The sequence below is a fragment of the Sulfitobacter sp. SH22 genome, assembly GCF_965641905.1.
Classification (GTDB): domain Bacteria; phylum Pseudomonadota; class Alphaproteobacteria; order Rhodobacterales; family Rhodobacteraceae; genus Sulfitobacter.
In genome coordinates this window covers 2,699,756-2,716,208 of record NZ_OZ282573.1, presented here as the reverse complement: position 1 = coordinate 2,716,208, position 16,453 = coordinate 2,699,756, and the positions used below count along the sequence as shown (strand labels likewise).

Genomic DNA, 16,453 nt, shown 5'->3' with positions numbered 1-16,453 from the left:
AAGTGATGGCGGCGTAAGGTGAAACCCCACCTTGCGCCGCCATTTTAACGTTTGCCGTAATACAGGCCGACCACATGTTCGGCTTGGGCAAAGAACAGCCAGCGTGCTGTCAGAACACCTGCCACATGCGCAAGGACGGCCAGCCCGCCAGCCATATGCGAAAACGGGACCAGCAACAGAATGACTGGCACCACGCACATCAGCAGCAGGGCGATCACCCGCAGCTTGAAGGCATGTTTGCGCCCGATCACATAAACGAATTCGCGCAACAAAAAGTTGGTGCCGGTGTGCGGCGGTTCGAACGCGCGGACCTGACCAATGCCACCAAGCTGCGTGGCACTGGCGAGGGTGGTGCCGGAGGCCGCAAAACGGGTGTCACCGATGACCCATGTGGCCAGCTGGATGCCGCCCGCGATCGCGATCAACCATAGCGCCCATGTGACCTGCCCCGCCAGCAATGCGCCGCCCGCGACCGAGAGGGATAGGAAGTTGAGCGGTGTCAGCGGCATGTGCCAACGCGGCACCGCCTTGATCTGGGCATAGATCATCGATGTGGTGAAAACGGTGCCGAGCGACAGCAGCCCACCCAACACGCCAATCACGCGCCAGTGTTGATTATAGAATACTGCCCCCGCCCCATAGACCGCCATCAGGATCAACGCCGCCACCGCACAGATCGCCTCGCGGCTCAGCCAGCTTGTCTTCCACTGGCTGAAGGCCTTGAGCGCGCGCTTGGGTTGGCCCAGATGGAAGGTCGAGGCGATCAGCCCGCCCACAGCCAGCAGATAGGCGATTGCAAAAAACACAAAGGCGACGACGCCCGTGGAGGAGGGCCATCCCAAGCCCAGCCAGAACAGCAGGCCAAAGCCCAAGCCGGAAAACACGCTGAAAAAGATGACGGACGGGGCAGGATGCATCAGATTTTATCCAAGGTGCGGTCAAGCCAGCCCAGGAACCCTTTGGCCTCGGTGGCGACGGGGGTCAAAAACGGGGCAAGCACGTCGATGTCGGGCATCTGGTCTTTGGGGCGGGGGGGCAGGTATTTGTTCACCGGCTTTGTACCCATTTCCGGCATCAGATCAACACCGCCTCGGTCTGCGACCAACTGGCTGACGTCACTGTCAGGATCACCCAGATCGCCGAAATGCCGCGCGCCCGAAGGGCAGGTGCGCACACAGGCGGGAATGCGGTCTTCTTGGGGCAGGTTGTCGTTATAGATGCGATCGACGCAAAGGGTGCATTTTTTCATCACGCCTGCGGCCTGGTCCAGCTCTCGGGCGCCGTAGGGGCAGGCCCATGCACACAGGCTGCACCCGATGCAGTCGGATTCGTTGACCAGCACGATGCCGTCCTCGACGCGCTTGTAACTGGCACCGGTGGGGCAGACGGTGACGCAGGGCGCGTCCTCGCAATGGAGGCAGGATTTCGGGAAGTGCACCAGTTGCGCGGGTCCGGTGTCGGGCTGGACCTCGTAGCTGTGCACCCGGTTGAGAAACGTGCCAGAAGGAGCTGCGCCGTAGGCATCCTGATCGGACAGCGGTACGCCGTAATTTTCGGTGTTCCAGCCTTTGCACGAGATCACGCAGGCGTGGCAGCCGACGCAGGTATCCAGGTCGATCACGAGGCCGAGTTTTTTCCGGGTCTGTAGTGGCAATTCGGTCATGTGTGGTTTGCTTTGCTGGTGTCGGAGTGGGGGCCAGCCCCCATACCCCCGGGATATTTTCGAGCCAGAGAACCGAGGGTTAGTCGGTGGTTTTCCAGGCGAGGTTTCGGGCGGCGGCCGGGACCGGCGATTTTTGTTTCGGGGTGGCGGGTTTGGATTCTGACTGGGCGGGGGCTTTTTCGATTTTGACTTTGAGGTCGAACCAGGCCGCCTGGCCGGTGATTGGATCGGAGTTGGACCAGCGCAGCCCGTCCCCTTTGGGCGGGAGCAGTTCATGGATCAGGTGGTTGAGAAGGAACCCTTTGGTGGCTTCGGGGGCGGTATCACCGAGCGCCCAGGCCCCTTTGCGTTTGCCGATGGCGTTCCATGTCCAGACGGTGTTGTCGTTCAGCGCCGCCATTTCGAGGACCGGCACGGTGATTTCGCCGTGGGGGGAGGTGACGCGCGCCCAGTCCCCATCGGACAGGCCGTGTTCGCGCATCAGTTTGGTGGGGACATAAAGCGGGTTGTGGCCGTGGAGTTGGCGCAGCCACGCGTTCTGGCTGCCCCAGCTGTGGTACATTGCCATGGGGCGTTGGGTCAGCGCGGTGATGGTAAAGCCATCGTTGCCCTGTTGGTCGGTTTCATACCAGATCGGCAGGGGTGACATGGTGTGTTTGATGCGTGCGCGCAGGTGGTCGGGGGGCTGGCGGTCGCCGTGCCCTTCGGCTGCGAGCTGGAAGCGGCGTAGCGGTTCGGCATAGAGCGAAAACAGATAGGGTTGCGGGGCGTCGAACAGGCCGGTTTGCACCGCCCAATCCTGATAGGCGGTGTTCCAGGGTTTGTAATATTGCGCGCCATCCGGGATGTGATGGGTGAAGAAGCCGCCGTTCTTGATATAGCGGTCGAGTTGATCGGGGTTTGGCGCACCGTGTCCGGTATCGGTGCCATCCGCGCCGCGAAACCCCGCCAGCGGGCCGATGCCGGGGCGGCGTTCGTGGTTCACGATATAGTCGGCGTAGTCAGCGTATTTCTGGCCACCTGTGTCATCGACAAAACCGGGCAGGCCAAGCCGCGCGCCCAGATCGCAGAGTACCGATTGAAACCCGCGCACATCGCGGTCGGGTTCCACCACGGGCCAGCGGATCGCGTCGGCGGCGGCACCGGCCTCGGAAATCGGGCGGTCCAGCAGGCTGATGCAATCGTGGCGTTCCAGATAGGTTGTGTCGGGCAGGATCAGATCGGCAAAGGCGACCATTTCCGAGCTATAGGCATCCGAGTAGATGACATGCGGGATTACGTAATCGCCGCTTGCGTCCTTGTCGGTCAGCATCTGCATCACGCCGCCGGTGTTCATCGACGAATTCCACGACATATTCGCCATATACAGGAACAGCGTGTCGATTTTGTAGGGATCCCCCGCATGGGCGTTCGAGATCACCATATGCATCAGGCCATGGGCGCTCATCGGGTTTTCCCAGGTGAAGGCCTTGTCGATGCGGGCGGGGCTTCCGTCGGGTTTCAGCGCCAGATCGGCGGGGCCTTGGACGAACCCTAGATGCGGGCCGTCCAGCGGTTTGCCGGGCGTCACGCCGCAATGGGGTTTGGGGTGCGCGGTTGCGGGTTTGGGATAGGGCGGTTTGAAGCGAAAGCCGCCGGGCACCTCGACCGTGCCAAGGATGATCTGGAGTGTATGCAGCGCGCGGCAGGTCTGGAACCCGTTGGCATGGGCGGAAATCCCGCGCATGGCGTGGAATGACACCGGCCGGCCGGTCATGGTCTTGTGAACGTCGCCCCGGAAGTCGGTCCATTCGTGGTCCAGCTCGAACGCTTCGTCAAAGGCGACACGGGCAATTTCTGCGGCGATGGCGCGGATGCGTTTCGCAGGGATACCGCAGCGGTCGGCGACAGCTTCGGGGGTGTAATCTTCGGTCAGATATTTTTCGGCCATGTGGTGAAAGACTGGGCGGTGGGTGATGTCGCCGACAACATGGGTGGCGGATAGATCAGGCCGCACGCCGGGTTGGTCAAAGACGGTCAACGTGCCGGTCTTGCGGCAGATCACCTGTTGCTTGCCGTTTGCATCGCGCAGGAACAGGCCAAAGTCGGGCGATGCAGGGTCGCCGTTTACCAGCACCGGCGCATCGGTGAACCGTGCGAGGTAATCAAGGTCTATGCGCCCGGCCTTCATCAGGCAGTGGATCATCGACAGAATGAACAGCCCGTCGGTGCCCGGTGTGATGCCGACCCAATCATCCGCCACGGCGTTATAGCCGGTGCGGATCGGGTTGACGCCAATGACCCGCGCGCCGCGTGCCTTGATCTTGCCGATGCCCATCTTGATAGGGTTGCTGTCGTGATCCTCGGCCACGCCGAACAGCATGAAAAGTTTGGTGTGGTCCCAGTCGGGTTGGCCGAATTCCCAGAACGCGCCGCCCATCGTATAGATGCCTGCCGCCGCCATGTTGACCGAACAGAACCCGCCATGCGCCGCGTAATTCGGCGTGCCAAAGTTTTGCGCCCAGTAGGATGTGAAGCTTTGCGATTGATCGCGGCCCGTGAAGAACGCCAGCTTTTCAGGGGTTTCGGCACGAATGGGGGCCAGCCAATCGGTCGCGATTTGCAATGCCTCGTCCCACTCGATTTCCTCGAATTCGCCTGACCCGCGTTCGCCCACACGTTTGAGCGGCTTGCGCAGCCGCGCGGGGGCATTGTGCTGCATGATGCCGGCGCTGCCCTTGGCGCATAGGACGCCTTTGTTGATGGGATGGTCGCGGTTGCCTTCGATATAGGCGACCTTCATGTCGCCGTCGCCGTTGGCCTTCATATGGACATTAATGCCGCAGCGGCAGGCGCACATATAGCAGGTGGTTTTTCGGATCTCGTCGGATACGGGCGGGCTAAGGTCAAGAACGGGTTGCTTATGCGTCATCCTTGCTCTCTTTTCTCAGGTGGTCAGCAGGGCGTTGGCTTCGCCGGCGATCTGAATTTCTTCCTGCGCAGCAACGGTATAGCTGGGAAACTTTCCCATCCATGACAGCTTGTCAAGAACAGCAGTCCTGATCAGGGCAGAGTTTTCGCCAATGCCGCCCGTAAAGGCCACAGCATCCAGCCCGCCCATGGCCGCGATCAACGACCCCGCCTGACGGGCGGCCCAATAGCAGAAATGGTCGATGGCAAAGCGGGCCTTGGGGGTGTCGCTGTTTTCAAGTGTCCGCATGTCTGAACTGATGCCGGATAGCCCCAGAAGACCGGAGTGATGGTTCAGCAGGGTTTCAGTCTGATCCAGCCCGAGTTGGCGGACAAGGCGCAGCACGGCACCTGCGTCGATCTCTCCTACCCGTGTGCCCATGGTCAGGCCCGATAGCGGCGAATAGCCCATCGTGGTGGCCACGCTTTGGCCGTCAAGGATCGCACAGGCAGACGCGCCGTTGCCAAGGTGAAACGCCAGCAAGCGTTTGGGCAGGGTGCCGCTTTGCTGGGGCAGGTTGCGCACAAGGGCGGCGTAGCTGGTGCCGTGAAACCCGTAGCGTTGCAGCCCGGCAAGATCGGGGCGGTCCGGCAGGGCATAGCGGCGGGCGAGGTCGGGAATCGTGGCGTGAAACGCCGTGTCGAAACTGGCGCATTGCGGCAGGTCGGGGGCAAGCGCTGAAACCGCGTCAATCGCTGCCAGATGATGCGGGTTATGCAACGGGGCAAGCGGGATGCAATCGACGATGGCTTGGCGAATGGCGGGTGTGATGCGGTGCGGGGCGGTTAGCGCGGTGCCGCCATGCACAACGCGGTGCGCCACAGCGCGTAGTGAGGTCAGGGTAATGCCCTGCCGTGACAGCGCGTCAAAGATGGCGGCCAACGCTGCGGCATTATCGGGCAGATCGGCAGGTTCTGAGGCCGCGCCCGTCTTGACCGCACCGATACCGCCAATGCCTGTCGCCTCGATCCGAAGGACTTCGGCCAGATCACCGTCAAACAAGGCCGTCTTGATCGAAGACGACCCTGCATTGATCACAAGGATATGGGTGCCCGCCATGCCCTAGACCGTCTGGGCGCGCATGTCGTCTTTGCTGATGCCCGCGACCGATACGGGTTTCTTCATCGCGTCACGGCGGAAGGGTTCGCCCAGTTCCTGATTGATCATCGCCTCGATCAGGGTGGTTTTGCCGTGGTTCATCTGGTCGTCGATGGCCTTGTTCAGCGCGGCGGTCAGTTCGTCCATTGTCCGCGCCACGACGCCCTGCAAACCGCACGACTGCGCGATGCCAGCATAGGACACCTGTTCGTCCAGCTCGGTCCCGACAAAGTTGTCATCGAACCACAGGGTCGAATTGCGCTTTTCAGCACCCCATTGGTAGTTGCGGAACACGACCTGGGTCACGGCGGGCCATTCGCCGCGGCCAATCGCCGTCAGTTCATTGACCGAAATGCCAAAGGCACCATCGCCGGCAAACCCCACAACAGGGACATCACGGCAACCGATCTTGGCCCCGACAATGGCGGGCAGGCCATAGCCACAGGGGCCGAACAGACCGGGGGCCAGATATTTGCGGCCCTCGTCAAACGATGGATAGGCGTTGCCGATGGCGCAGTTGTTGCCGATGTCGGACGATATGATCGCATTGGCAGGCAGCGCGGATTGGATCGCACGCCACGCCATGCGGGGGCTCATCCAGTCGGGTTTGTCCGCGCGCGCGCGTTCGTTCCAGGTTGTGCCTGGATCGTCGTCTTCGTGGTCCATGCCGGACAGTTGTTGCGCCCATTTCGACTTGGTGGCACCTATGGTGGCTTTGCGGTCCTCGCGCCCCTCATCGCCAGCGGATTCCGACAGATTGGCCAGCAGCGCGGTGGCAACTTTGGTGGCGTCACCGACGATGCCAACGGTCACCTTTTTGGTCAGGCCGATGCGGTCGGGGTTGATATCGACCTGAATGATCTTGGCGTCCTTGGGCCAGTAGTCAATGCCATAGCCGGGCAGGGTCGAAAACGGGTTCAACCGCGTGCCAAGGGCCAGAACGACATCGGCTTTCGCAATCAGCTCCATCCCCGCCTTTGACCCGTTATAGCCCAACGGCCCCGCAAACAGCGGATGCCCGCCGGGGAAGGCGTCGTTGTGCTGATAGCCGACACACACGGGTGCCGACAGGCGTTCGGCCAGCACCTTGCTTGCCTCGATCCCGCCTTGCGCCAGCACCACGCCGGCACCGTTCAGGATCACCGGAAACTTGGCATTCGACAGCAACTCTGCCGCCTTGGTGATGGCCACTTCACCGCCCGAGGGACGCTCGAACGCCACGATTTCGGGCAGGTCGATGTCGATCACTTGGGTCCAGAAATCGCGCGGCACGTTGATCTGCGCGGGGGCCGAGGCGCGTTTGGCCTGCATGATGACACGGTTCAGGGTTTCGGCGATGCGCGACGGGTCGCGGACTTCTTCCTGATAGGCGACGCAATCGGCGAACAGGTTCATCTGCTCCATCTCTTGGAAGCCGCCTTGGCCGATGGTCTTGTTCGCGGCTTGGGGTGTGACCAACAGGCAGGGCGTGTGGTTCCAATAGGCGGTTTTCACAGCCGTGACAAAGTTGGTGATGCCGGGACCGTTCTGCGCGATCATCATCGACATCTTGCCGGTCGCGCGGGTGAAACCGTCTGCCATCATGCCGGCGCTGCCTTCGTGGGCGCAATCCCAGAATGTGATGCCCGCGTCAGGGAAAATGTCAGAGATCGGCATCATCGCCGACCCGATAATCCCGAACGCGTTGTCGATGCCGTGCATCTGAAGGGTTTTCACAAAGGCTTCTTCGGTGGTCATCTTCATGTCGGGGGCATCCTTGGAGGTGATTTTGATTTACAGGCACAGTAGGCGGTGGAGCGCATACGGGTTAGGGCCAGCAGCAGCGGCTGGATAAGGCCAGTTTAGCCACGGCCACCGATTGCCTGGGCCACATGGGCAATACCGGCAGCAATTTGCGCGGCCGGGATCGACGAATAGGCAAGTCGGTAATAATTTTGCGGTGGCGCGTCTCCGTTGAAAAATGGCGCACCGGGTTCGATCAGCACGGATTTTGCCCGCAACCGCATGGCCAGATCATCGGTGCGGATGTGATCCGGCGCGCGCATCCAGAAAGACGACCCGCCATAGGCACCGCGCCCTGCGATTTGCAGCCCGTTTGCCTTGATCGCGTCCTCCATCACCGTGCGGCGTTTATGCAGAGCGTTGCTCATCCGGCGGACCAGCGCGTCGTAGTGACCCAGCGACAGGAAATAGGCAGCCGTGCGCTGGATATGCCCCGGCGGATGCCGCAAGACGGATGCACGCAGGGCGCGCGCCTCGCGGATGAACGGTTCGGAGCCGACCAGATAGCCAAGGCGCAGACCGGGAAACAGCGATTTCGAAAAGCTGCCGACATAGATCACGCGCCCGTCCTGATCGAGCGATTTGAGCGAGGGTGAGGGGGATTTCAGGAACGACATCTCGAACTCGTAATCATCCTCGACGATCAGCGCATCCAAAGCGCGGGCGCGGTCCAGCAAAGCCCGACGCCGTGCCATGGGCATGGTCGCGGTCGTGGGGCATTGGTGGCTGGGGGTGGTAAATATCACATCGGTATCGTCGGGAATGGCATCGGGTATCAGCCCTTCTTGATCCACCTGCACGGGCGACATGTGGCAGCGCGATTGGGTCAAGATATCCCGAAGTGCGGGATAGCAGGGGTCCTCAAGTGCGGCGCGGCGGCGTTGGGTCAGCAGAACCTGCGCGGTAAGCCACAAAGCATTCTGCGCCCCCAGCGTGATCAATATCTGTTCGGGTCGGGCCGATATCCCCCGCCGTGGCAGGGAATGGCGTGCGATGAATTCAATCAGCTTGGGATCGTCCTGATCATAGTAATCTGTCGTCAACGCCGTAAAGTCGCGCTGCCCCAAGGCCTGAAGCGCACAAAGCCGCCAGTTGGCATGATCGAATAATGTCGGGTCCGCCTGCCCGTAGATGAACGGATACCGATAGCTGGCCCAGTCCTGTGGTTTGATCGGGGTCACGCCGCCGCTAAACCGCTGCCCGATGGCGCGTGTCCAATCGACGGCATCGGGGGTGTTTTCAGCGGGGGTAAATTGCGGCGGGGCGGGCGCGTTTTCCGAAACATAATAGCCGGATCGCCCCCTGGAGGTCAGGTAGTCATTCGCCAACAGCTCGGTATAGGCGATGGTCACCGTGATCCGGCTGATCCCCAGATGCGCTGCCAGTTTCCGCGTGGAGGGTAATTTCTCGCCTGTGCCAAAGCGTCCGGTCAAGATGCCTTGGGCAATCATCTGCTGGATCTGCTGTTGCAGTGTGCCCTGTGCGTCGGGGTGCAAAAAAAATGTTTCAACAGGAAGCGCCATGGCATCGAGCCTAGGCTGGACTTAGCTGCGGTGCAATCTGGCATTATCCGTCAGCCCCACAAAAAAGGCCCCGGCAAATGCCGAGGCCTGATTGTTTGTCTGTGCTCTAAGCAGCAGCGCTTATGGGCAAGCAGCCGTGTAGCGCTGGCCAGCAGAGTTCTGGTAAACGCACTGACCGTTCGCGCCGCGACCGATGTAGGCACCGGCAGCTGCACCAGCCAGGCCGCCAAGAACGGCACCTTTTGTGCGGTCACTGTCGTTGGAAACGACGGCACCCAAAGCGGCTCCCGCGGCTGCACCAGTCAAGGCGGACTGGTTTTGTGTGTCACAGGCTGCAACTGCGCCAAGCAGTGGCAGGATCATCAAAAACTTTTTCATGGTATTCTCCGGTTTACGTTCACTGGATAAACGCAGCGTGTCGAATAAAGTTCCAGCCTAATTTCAGCGGTCGGCAACAAATAGCCATGTGGATTGTCGGGGGCGGCGTTTGATTGCCTCCCTGCGTTACCCGAACACACGTCCCATCGCGCCATCGACCGCTGCGATGATTTCATCGATATCGTCTTTCATGGCGATCAGGGCAGGGCTGAAGCACAGCGTATTGTTCTTGCCCGGCAAGGAACGGTTGGTGGCACCGATAATGACCCCTTGGGCCATGCAATCGGCCACCACGGCCTGCACCATCTTTTCAACGACCGGCTCGCGTGTGCTGCGGTCCTGAACCAGTTCTGCCCCAAGGAACAAACCTTTGCCGCGCACCTGACCGATGACCGAATATTTGTCCGACAGCTCTTCGAGCTGCTCAAGCATATAGTGGCCCATGTTCGTGGTGTTCTGCAGCAGGTTTTCACGCTCGATGATCGCCATGTTTTCGATGCCCGCCGTTGGGCCGGCAGTACAGCCGCCAAAGGTCGAAATATCGCGGAAGTAGTTCATCGGATCGCTGGCATCGTCCTTGAACATGTTGAACACCTCTTCGGTGGTCACAAGGCAGGCGATGGCGGCATAGCCCGAGGCAACACCTTTGGCCATCGTCACCATGTCGGGCTTGATGCCGTAATGCTGATAGCCGAACCATTCGCCGGTGCGCCCCACGCCGCAGACGACTTCGTCGATGTGCAGCAGGATGTCATACTTGCGGCAGATTTCCTGCACGCGCTCCCAATAGCCATCGGGGGGCGTAATCACGCCGCCGCCTGCGGTCACGGGTTCAAGGCACAGCCCGCCAACGGTATCGGGGCCTTCGGCAAGGATGATCTTTTCGATCTGGTCTGCCGCCCAAACGCCGTAATTTTCATCGGGCGCACCGTCCTGTTCGAATTTGCGATACTCGAGGCAATGGGGCACGCGCACGAACCCGTCGGTGAAAGGGCCGTATTGCGCATTGCGTTCATCCTGACCGCCAGCGGACAGGCAGGCGATGGTCGTGCCGTGATAATCGCGATCACGGTACAGGATTTTGTGCTTTTTGCCGCCATAGCGCTTGTGAGCGATCTGGCGGACCATCTTGAAGCCCTTCTCGTTCGCCTCGGAGCCAGAGTTGCAATAGTACACCCGGCTCATCCCCGGCATTTTTTCGATCAGCTTTTCAGCAAAGATCGACCCCGGGATCGACCCGGCAGAGCCTGCGAAATAGTTCAGCTTGATCAACTGGTCGCGCACGGCATTGGCGATGCTTTCGCGGCCATAGCCGACGTTGACGGTCCAGACGCCACCGGACACGGCATCCAGATGCTCTTTGCCCTTTTGATCCCAGACCCGCATGCCCTTGCCTTCGACGATGATGCGGGGGTCGGTTGTCTCGTAGGGTTTATGCTGGCTCAGGTGGTGCCAGATATGGGCGCGGTCGGCCTCGACCACACGGGAGATGTCGTTCTCGTTGAATGTGCCGTCCATGGGGCTGACCTTTCGAATATGAGGATGGGTATAGGCGTGATTATACAGCCTAGTTTGATATGACATCAGCGCAAATGGGAAGGGTACAGTAGGGCCAGTCGGCACCTATCTTTAGGTCCAAATGACAGGGAGCCGCGACGGTTTAGAAAACATCAGCGGCTTGATGGCGTTTTCTTTCAAAGAAAACGGGCCGGAATTTTTGAAAATTCCGGGCGGCTTTTCGGGCGTTGTCTGTTGCTGTCGTGTGTTGCTGAAGGCTGGATGTGCAAAGCACGCGGCGTGAACCGCGTGCTTTGATATCGCTTATTTGGGGCGGAAGCTGCTTTTTGCACGTTTGGGTGCACCTTCGCCGCCTTTTGGTCTGCCAGCAGGCTTGCCGCCCTTTGGTTTGCCGCCAGCCTGACCCAGCTTGTTCGGGGGCACGAAACGCTTGGACGGATCAGCTGCGCGCGCATTGAACGGCTTGTCTGCCGCTGGCTTTGCATCACCGCGTGGCGCGTCGGATTTCTCTTTCTTCCAGACCGCTTTGGCCTTTGGCTTGGCTGCGGGCTTTTCAAAGGCGTCTGGTTTCGGGTTCGACTTTGGCTTGGGCGCTGCGCCGGCTTTCATCGGGGTGCGTTCTGTCTTGTGAGACTTTGGCGGCCGTTCACCTTTGGGGGCGCGGGGTTTTTCGAACTTGGGTTTGTCACCGCGTGGCTTGTCGCCCTGTGGCTTTGGGCCGCGCGGTTTTTCGCTGTAGGCGACAGGCGCTTCTGCGGTTTCGGCGCGGGGTTTGTACGGTGCTCTTGGGGCATCGGGGTCATAGGCCGGGCGCGGCGCACGTTCGGGGCGGGGGCCGCGGTCGGGCTTGGGGCCACGATCAGGCTTGGGGCCGCGGCCGCCGGGCTTGGGACCACGCGACAGGTCAGGTGCCTTGTCCAGCTTGGTGACGATTGCACCGTCTTCGACTTTCATATCGGGGCCAAGCGCATTGACGAACTTGGCCTCGGAGGTGGCCAGGATTTCGACAAAGGTATGGCTGGGCTGCACACGGATCGCGCCCACGTCATCCTTGGTCAGATCGCCCATGCGGCAGATCATCGGCAGGATGGTGCGTGGTTCTGCGTCCTGGTTGCGCCCGACAGAGATCGAGAACCACACAGACGGGCCAAAATCGCCACGCGGCTTTTCATCGGCAGGTGTCCCGGGTTCGGCCAGCTGTTCCGGTGCGGATTGACGCGCACGGTAGAGGTTCACAAAAGCTGTCGCCAGTTGTTCGGCGCTGAACTGTTTCACCAGATTGGCGACGAAACCCACCGCATCTTCAGGGATCGGATCGGACCATGCGGAATCAGCCAGCAAACGCTTTTCATCTTCGGCGTTGACCTCTTCGGCCGAGGGCGGGTTGGCCCATTCGACTTTCAGCTTGGCACCACCGATCAGGCGGTTGGCTTTGCTGCGCAGTTTTGCAGGCACGATCAGGGCGGACACACCTTTGCGCCCCGCGCGGCCCGTGCGGCCGGAGCGGTGCAGCAGCGTGTCGGAGTTCGACGGCAGATCGGCGTGGATCACCAGTTCGAGGTTGGGCAAATCGATACCGCGTGCCGCAACATCCGTCGCGATACAGACGCGGGCGCGGCCGTCACGCAACGCTTGCAGCGCGTTGGTACGTTCGGATTGCGACAGCTCGCCCGACAGCGCCACGACCGAAAAACCACGGTTGGTAAAGCGTGTGGTCAGGCGCGCCACAGCGGCGCGGGTGTTGCAGAATACGATGGCGTTTTTCGCCTCGTAGAAACGCAGCACGTTGATGATTGCGTTTTCCGTGTCGCGCGGGTGCACGGTCAGGGCGCGGTATTCGATATCGGTGTGCTGCTTGGCCTCGCCGATGGTTTCGACGCGCTGTGCGTTGCGCTGATAGGATTTCGCCAGCTTGGCAATCGCGGCAGGAACTGTCGCAGAGAACAGCAACGTGCGGCGTTCTTCGGGGGCTTCCGAAAGGATGAATTCAAGCTCGTCCCGGAATCCGAGGTCCAGCATTTCGTCGGCTTCGTCCAGCACCACGGCGCGGATGTCCGACAGGTTGATGTTGTTGCGCTTGATGTGGTCGCACAAGCGGCCCGGTGTTGCGACAACAACATGCGCGCCGCGGTCCAGTGCGCGCCGTTCGGTGCGCGTGTCCATGCCGCCCACACAGGTGGTGACGACAGCGCCGGCCGGGCCATAAAGCCAGGTCAATTCGCGGCTGACCTGCATGGCCAGTTCCCGGGTGGGGGCAATGATCAGCGCAAGGGGGGCACCGGCATGGCCGAATTTCTCGGAGCCGCCGAGCAAGGTTGGCGCGATCGCCAGACCAAAGCCAACGGTCTTGCCTGATCCGGTTTGTGCGGATACCAAGAGGTCAGCGTCGGCAAGGGCCGGATCTGTGACCGCCTGTTGTACGGGTGTGAGCGTTTCATAGCCTTGTTTGGCAAGCGCGTCTGCGATGGTTTGGATCAACGGTAAGTCCTGACTGATTAAAAAGGGCGGCTTAAATGCGCGCGGCACGGCAGTGGCGCGCACGCCAGCCGAGTGTTGCGCCCGTCCCTAATCGTTTGCGTCCCGAATGTACATGACTTTGTCAAAACCTGTGAATTCCGGACCGGAGGCCGCTTTTGTGGTATCTGCCATCCAAAGGCGGAAAGATGGCATTAAGCGATGATCATCGCGATGCAGGCTTCATTATACCCCGGTTGACCAAGCACCCGGAGGTGTCGTCGGTTGTGGATGTCGTGACTTTTCGCATTGCCCGCCTGACAGCAATCAACACATGTGCAGGTCAACATTGGATGGAACGGATGTTCGACCTCGGCCTGAATGAATGGTGGCTTTTGGCTGTGGCGCATGCCCATGATTCGATGCGGGCGGGGGATATGGCCGAATTGCTGGTGATGGATAAAAGCCAGCTCAGCCGTCTGATAAAGGTGCTGATTGGCAAAGCGCTGATTAAATCTGAACCTGATGTCCAAGATGCCCGTGCGACGATAATCAGTGTAACGCCCAAGGGCCACATGGTGAACGAACGCATCCTGCAAGAGGTTTTGCACCGGAATGAAAGCGTGCTTGCGCCTTTGTCCGTTGCCGAAGTGGACCAGCTGAATGATTTGCTTGCCCTAGCCGCTTTTGCCCAAAGGCGTGATATCTTTTTCAAGGAGACGCGTTGGCCTTCACATCTGTGATAGTGCTGCCGCCACCTTTTGGCCTACGAAGTTCAGAATATAAAAGGATTGCTTGGGCTTAGCTGAAATTGACCGGCAGGGTTGAAATCAGCCTCGTCAAACCTGCCCTTTTCATGTAGAACAAAAAGTGAACATATGGAGGGATGCATGAAACCCGATTCCCAATTTACCCCAGTGATTTCCCTGTCTGGCAAGCGCCTGACGAAGGACGTACCGGACCGGCATATGGCCCCACCTATGGGCGGTGCCATCCTGCGCGACGCGCTGCCCGACGCGCCCTTCGATGCGGCGGCGACGGGGTTTGTGCTGGCGTGTCTGCCCGACAGCAAGGACCCGGTTATGTGGATTCAAGACCGCATGTCGCGGCGCGAAAACGGGCGGCTTTACGGGGCTGCGTTGCGGCACTTTGGCTTCAACGGCAACATCCTGCGGGTCGAGGTCAGCCATCCCCGCGATGTTCTGTGGGCGATGGAGGAAGGGGCGAGTTGCGCGGGCCTGTCTGCGGTGGTGGGCGAAATTCACGGCGCGCCCGAGGTGCTGAGTTTCACCGCCACCAAACGGCTGGCGCTACGGGCGGAAAGTTCGGGGGTGCCTTTGTGGTTGATCCGGTCCGGCGATCACGGCGCGCTCAGTGCGGCGCGCGAACGCTGGCGGCTGCGGTCGCGGCCTTCGGGCGGCAACCGGTACAATGCCCAAGCCCCCGGCATGCCGATATGGGAGGCGGATTTGTTCCGCGCCCGTGGCCGCGCGCCCGGTGTCTGGATGGCAAGCTATGACAGGGCAGCAGGGCGACCCGCGGATCGTCTCGGTCTATTTCCCGGACCTGGCGATGGAACGCTGGCGGCGGATCATCACCCAGCATCGCACGCCACCGGCGGATGATGTGCCCGTGGTGCTGGTGCGCGAAGGGGCCCATGGTCCTGTCATTCACGCGATGAACGCAACGGCGCGCGCGCTGGGCATCGCGGGGGGCGCACGTGTGGTCGATGTGCAGGCGATCTATCCCGACTTGCATGTGGAACGGGCGGATGCGGCGGGCGATTACAAGCTGCTGGAACGGTTGGCCCATTGGGCGCGGCGCTGGTGCCCGTGGACGGTACGCGATGGTCAGGATGGCATCGTCATGGATGTCACAGGGGCCGCGCATCTGTTCGGGGGCGAAGCCGCGATGCTGCGCGACATGGCCACACGTTTCAAGATGCAGGGGCTCAGCGTACGGCTGGCCATGGCCCCCACGCGCGGGGCCGCGCAAATGCTGGCGCGCCATGGGCCTGCGTCTGTGGTGTGTGACAAGGATACGATGATGGCGCAGCTTGCCCCGTTGCCTGTGGCGGCGTTGCGGTTAAGCGATGACATGCTGCGGCTGCTGACGCGTCTGGGGTTGAAAACCATCGGCGCGCTGGCGGATGTACCGCGCGTGGCGCTGATGCGGCGGTTTTCGGGGCTGGCCGAAGATCGCAATCCGCTGGTGTTGCTGGACCGCGCCACGGGCCGCGCCGCCGATCCGCTGAACGCGCCGCCGGATGCGCAGGTCTGGCTGGCCCGCGTGCGCCTGCCCGAGCCGGTGATTGATCCGGTACCGCAACTGCCCGCGCTGGCCGATGCGTTATGTGCCGATCTGGCCAAGGGGGAACAGGGCGCACGGGTGTTGCGGCTGACGATCTACCGCGTCGACGGCGAATGGCGCAGCCGCGATGTAAGAACCGCCGTAGCGACGCGCGATCCGGCGCATCTGCTGCGGCTGCTGACCGGCAAGCTGGATGGCATCGACCCCGGTTTCGGGTTCGATCTGCTGACGCTCGAGGCGCTGCGGGTTGAACCGCTGTCGTTGCATCAGGACCATCTGGACGGCAGCCGCGATGCGGGGCGCGATGTGGTGGCTTTATTGGACCGGCTGACGGCGCGGTTGGGCCCCGAGAAAATCACATGGTCCGCATGGGTGCAAAGCCATCTGCCCGAACGGGTCGAAACCCGCGTGCCCGCGATTGCCCATAGCGCTGCGGTGGCCCCCGAGATGACCCGGGAACGCCCCTTGCGTCTGCTGGACCCGGCCGAGGAAGTCACCGTGCTTTATGCCGTGCCCGAAGGCCCGCCCGCGCGGTTTCAATGGCGGCGCGTGGCCTATCACATGGCGCGGTTCGAGGGGCCGGAAAGGATCGCGCCGGAATGGTGGCGCGACAAGCCCGGCACGCGGCTGCGCGATTATTACAAGGTCGAGGTACAGGACGGGCGGCGGTTCTGGATTTACCGGCAGGGTGTGTTGGGCGACGGGCGTGGCGGCGACCCGCTGTGGTTTCTGCACGGTGTTTTCGCATGAGGACCGCAGACCTGCACCTGCGGCCAC

General features: G+C 61.3%; 12 protein-coding genes. 3 read left to right on the top strand and 9 right to left on the bottom strand.

What is annotated here, in order from left to right; all coding sequences use genetic code 11:
- Positions 1–44 precede the first annotated feature (44 nt).
- The 9 genes from ACSQ13_RS15335 to ACSQ13_RS15295 form a co-directional block, all read right to left on the bottom strand.
- A complete protein-coding gene (locus ACSQ13_RS15335) occupies positions 45–917 on the bottom strand; it encodes a dimethyl sulfoxide reductase anchor subunit family protein (RefSeq protein ID WP_176251019.1) in 873 nt (290 codons plus the stop codon).
- Positions 917–1,663, bottom strand: a complete 747-nt coding sequence (locus ACSQ13_RS15330) for a 4Fe-4S dicluster domain-containing protein (RefSeq protein ID WP_295510476.1) — start codon at positions 1,661–1,663, stop codon at positions 917–919. Before ACSQ13_RS15330 ends, ACSQ13_RS15335 begins: the two co-directional genes overlap by 1 nt.
- 79 nt (positions 1,664–1,742) lie before the next feature.
- Complete coding sequence (locus tag ACSQ13_RS15325; protein WP_295510474.1) at positions 1,743–4,574, bottom strand: molybdopterin oxidoreductase family protein; 2,832 nt, start codon at positions 4,572–4,574, stop codon at positions 1,743–1,745.
- A 15-nt stretch (positions 4,575–4,589) separates the two neighbouring features.
- The gene (locus tag ACSQ13_RS15320; protein ID WP_176251016.1) at positions 4,590–5,672 is read right to left on the bottom strand and encodes an acetate/propionate family kinase; all 1,083 of its coding nucleotides are present in this window, start codon (positions 5,670–5,672) and stop codon (positions 4,590–4,592) included.
- Positions 5,673–5,675: 3 nt separating this feature from the next.
- Positions 5,676–7,454 carry a sulfoacetaldehyde acetyltransferase gene (xsc, locus tag ACSQ13_RS15315; RefSeq protein ID WP_295510470.1) on the bottom strand — a complete coding sequence of 593 codons (1,779 nt, stop codon included), beginning with the start codon at positions 7,452–7,454 and terminating at the stop codon, positions 5,676–5,678.
- A 98-nt stretch (positions 7,455–7,552) separates the two neighbouring features.
- The gene (locus ACSQ13_RS15310) at positions 7,553–9,016 is read right to left on the bottom strand and encodes a PLP-dependent aminotransferase family protein (RefSeq protein ID WP_176251014.1); all 1,464 of its coding nucleotides are present in this window, start codon (positions 9,014–9,016) and stop codon (positions 7,553–7,555) included.
- 120 nt (positions 9,017–9,136) lie between these two features.
- Positions 9,137–9,394, bottom strand: coding sequence for a glycine zipper 2TM domain-containing protein (locus ACSQ13_RS15305; RefSeq protein WP_176251013.1), 258 nt, complete (start codon positions 9,392–9,394; stop codon positions 9,137–9,139).
- Between the two features lie 126 nt (positions 9,395–9,520).
- Complete coding sequence (locus ACSQ13_RS15300) at positions 9,521–10,912, bottom strand: aminotransferase family protein (RefSeq protein WP_176251012.1); 1,392 nt, start codon at positions 10,910–10,912, stop codon at positions 9,521–9,523.
- Between the two features lie 303 nt (positions 10,913–11,215).
- Positions 11,216–13,390 (bottom strand): DEAD/DEAH box helicase, encoded by a 2,175-nt coding sequence (locus ACSQ13_RS15295; RefSeq protein ID WP_295510466.1) that lies wholly within the window; start codon positions 13,388–13,390, stop codon positions 11,216–11,218.
- A gap of 185 nt (positions 13,391–13,575) precedes the next feature.
- Here ACSQ13_RS15295 and ACSQ13_RS15290 point away from each other — a divergent pair, with 185 nt between their 5' ends.
- The 3 genes from ACSQ13_RS15290 (at position 13,576) to ACSQ13_RS15280 (ending at position 16,426) form a co-directional block, all read left to right on the top strand.
- Positions 13,576–14,109, top strand: coding sequence for a MarR family winged helix-turn-helix transcriptional regulator (locus ACSQ13_RS15290; RefSeq protein WP_176251010.1), 534 nt, complete (start codon positions 13,576–13,578; stop codon positions 14,107–14,109).
- Positions 14,110–14,256: 147 nt separating this feature from the next.
- Entirely contained in the window at positions 14,257–14,991 is a 735-nt protein-coding gene (locus ACSQ13_RS15285; protein WP_176251009.1) for an ImuA family protein, read from the top strand.
- On the top strand, positions 14,882–16,426 hold the full coding sequence (locus ACSQ13_RS15280; RefSeq protein WP_295510460.1) for a Y-family DNA polymerase: 1,545 nt from the start codon (positions 14,882–14,884) through the stop codon (positions 16,424–16,426). Before ACSQ13_RS15285 ends, ACSQ13_RS15280 begins: the two co-directional genes overlap by 110 nt.
- Positions 16,427–16,453 lie beyond the last annotated feature (27 nt).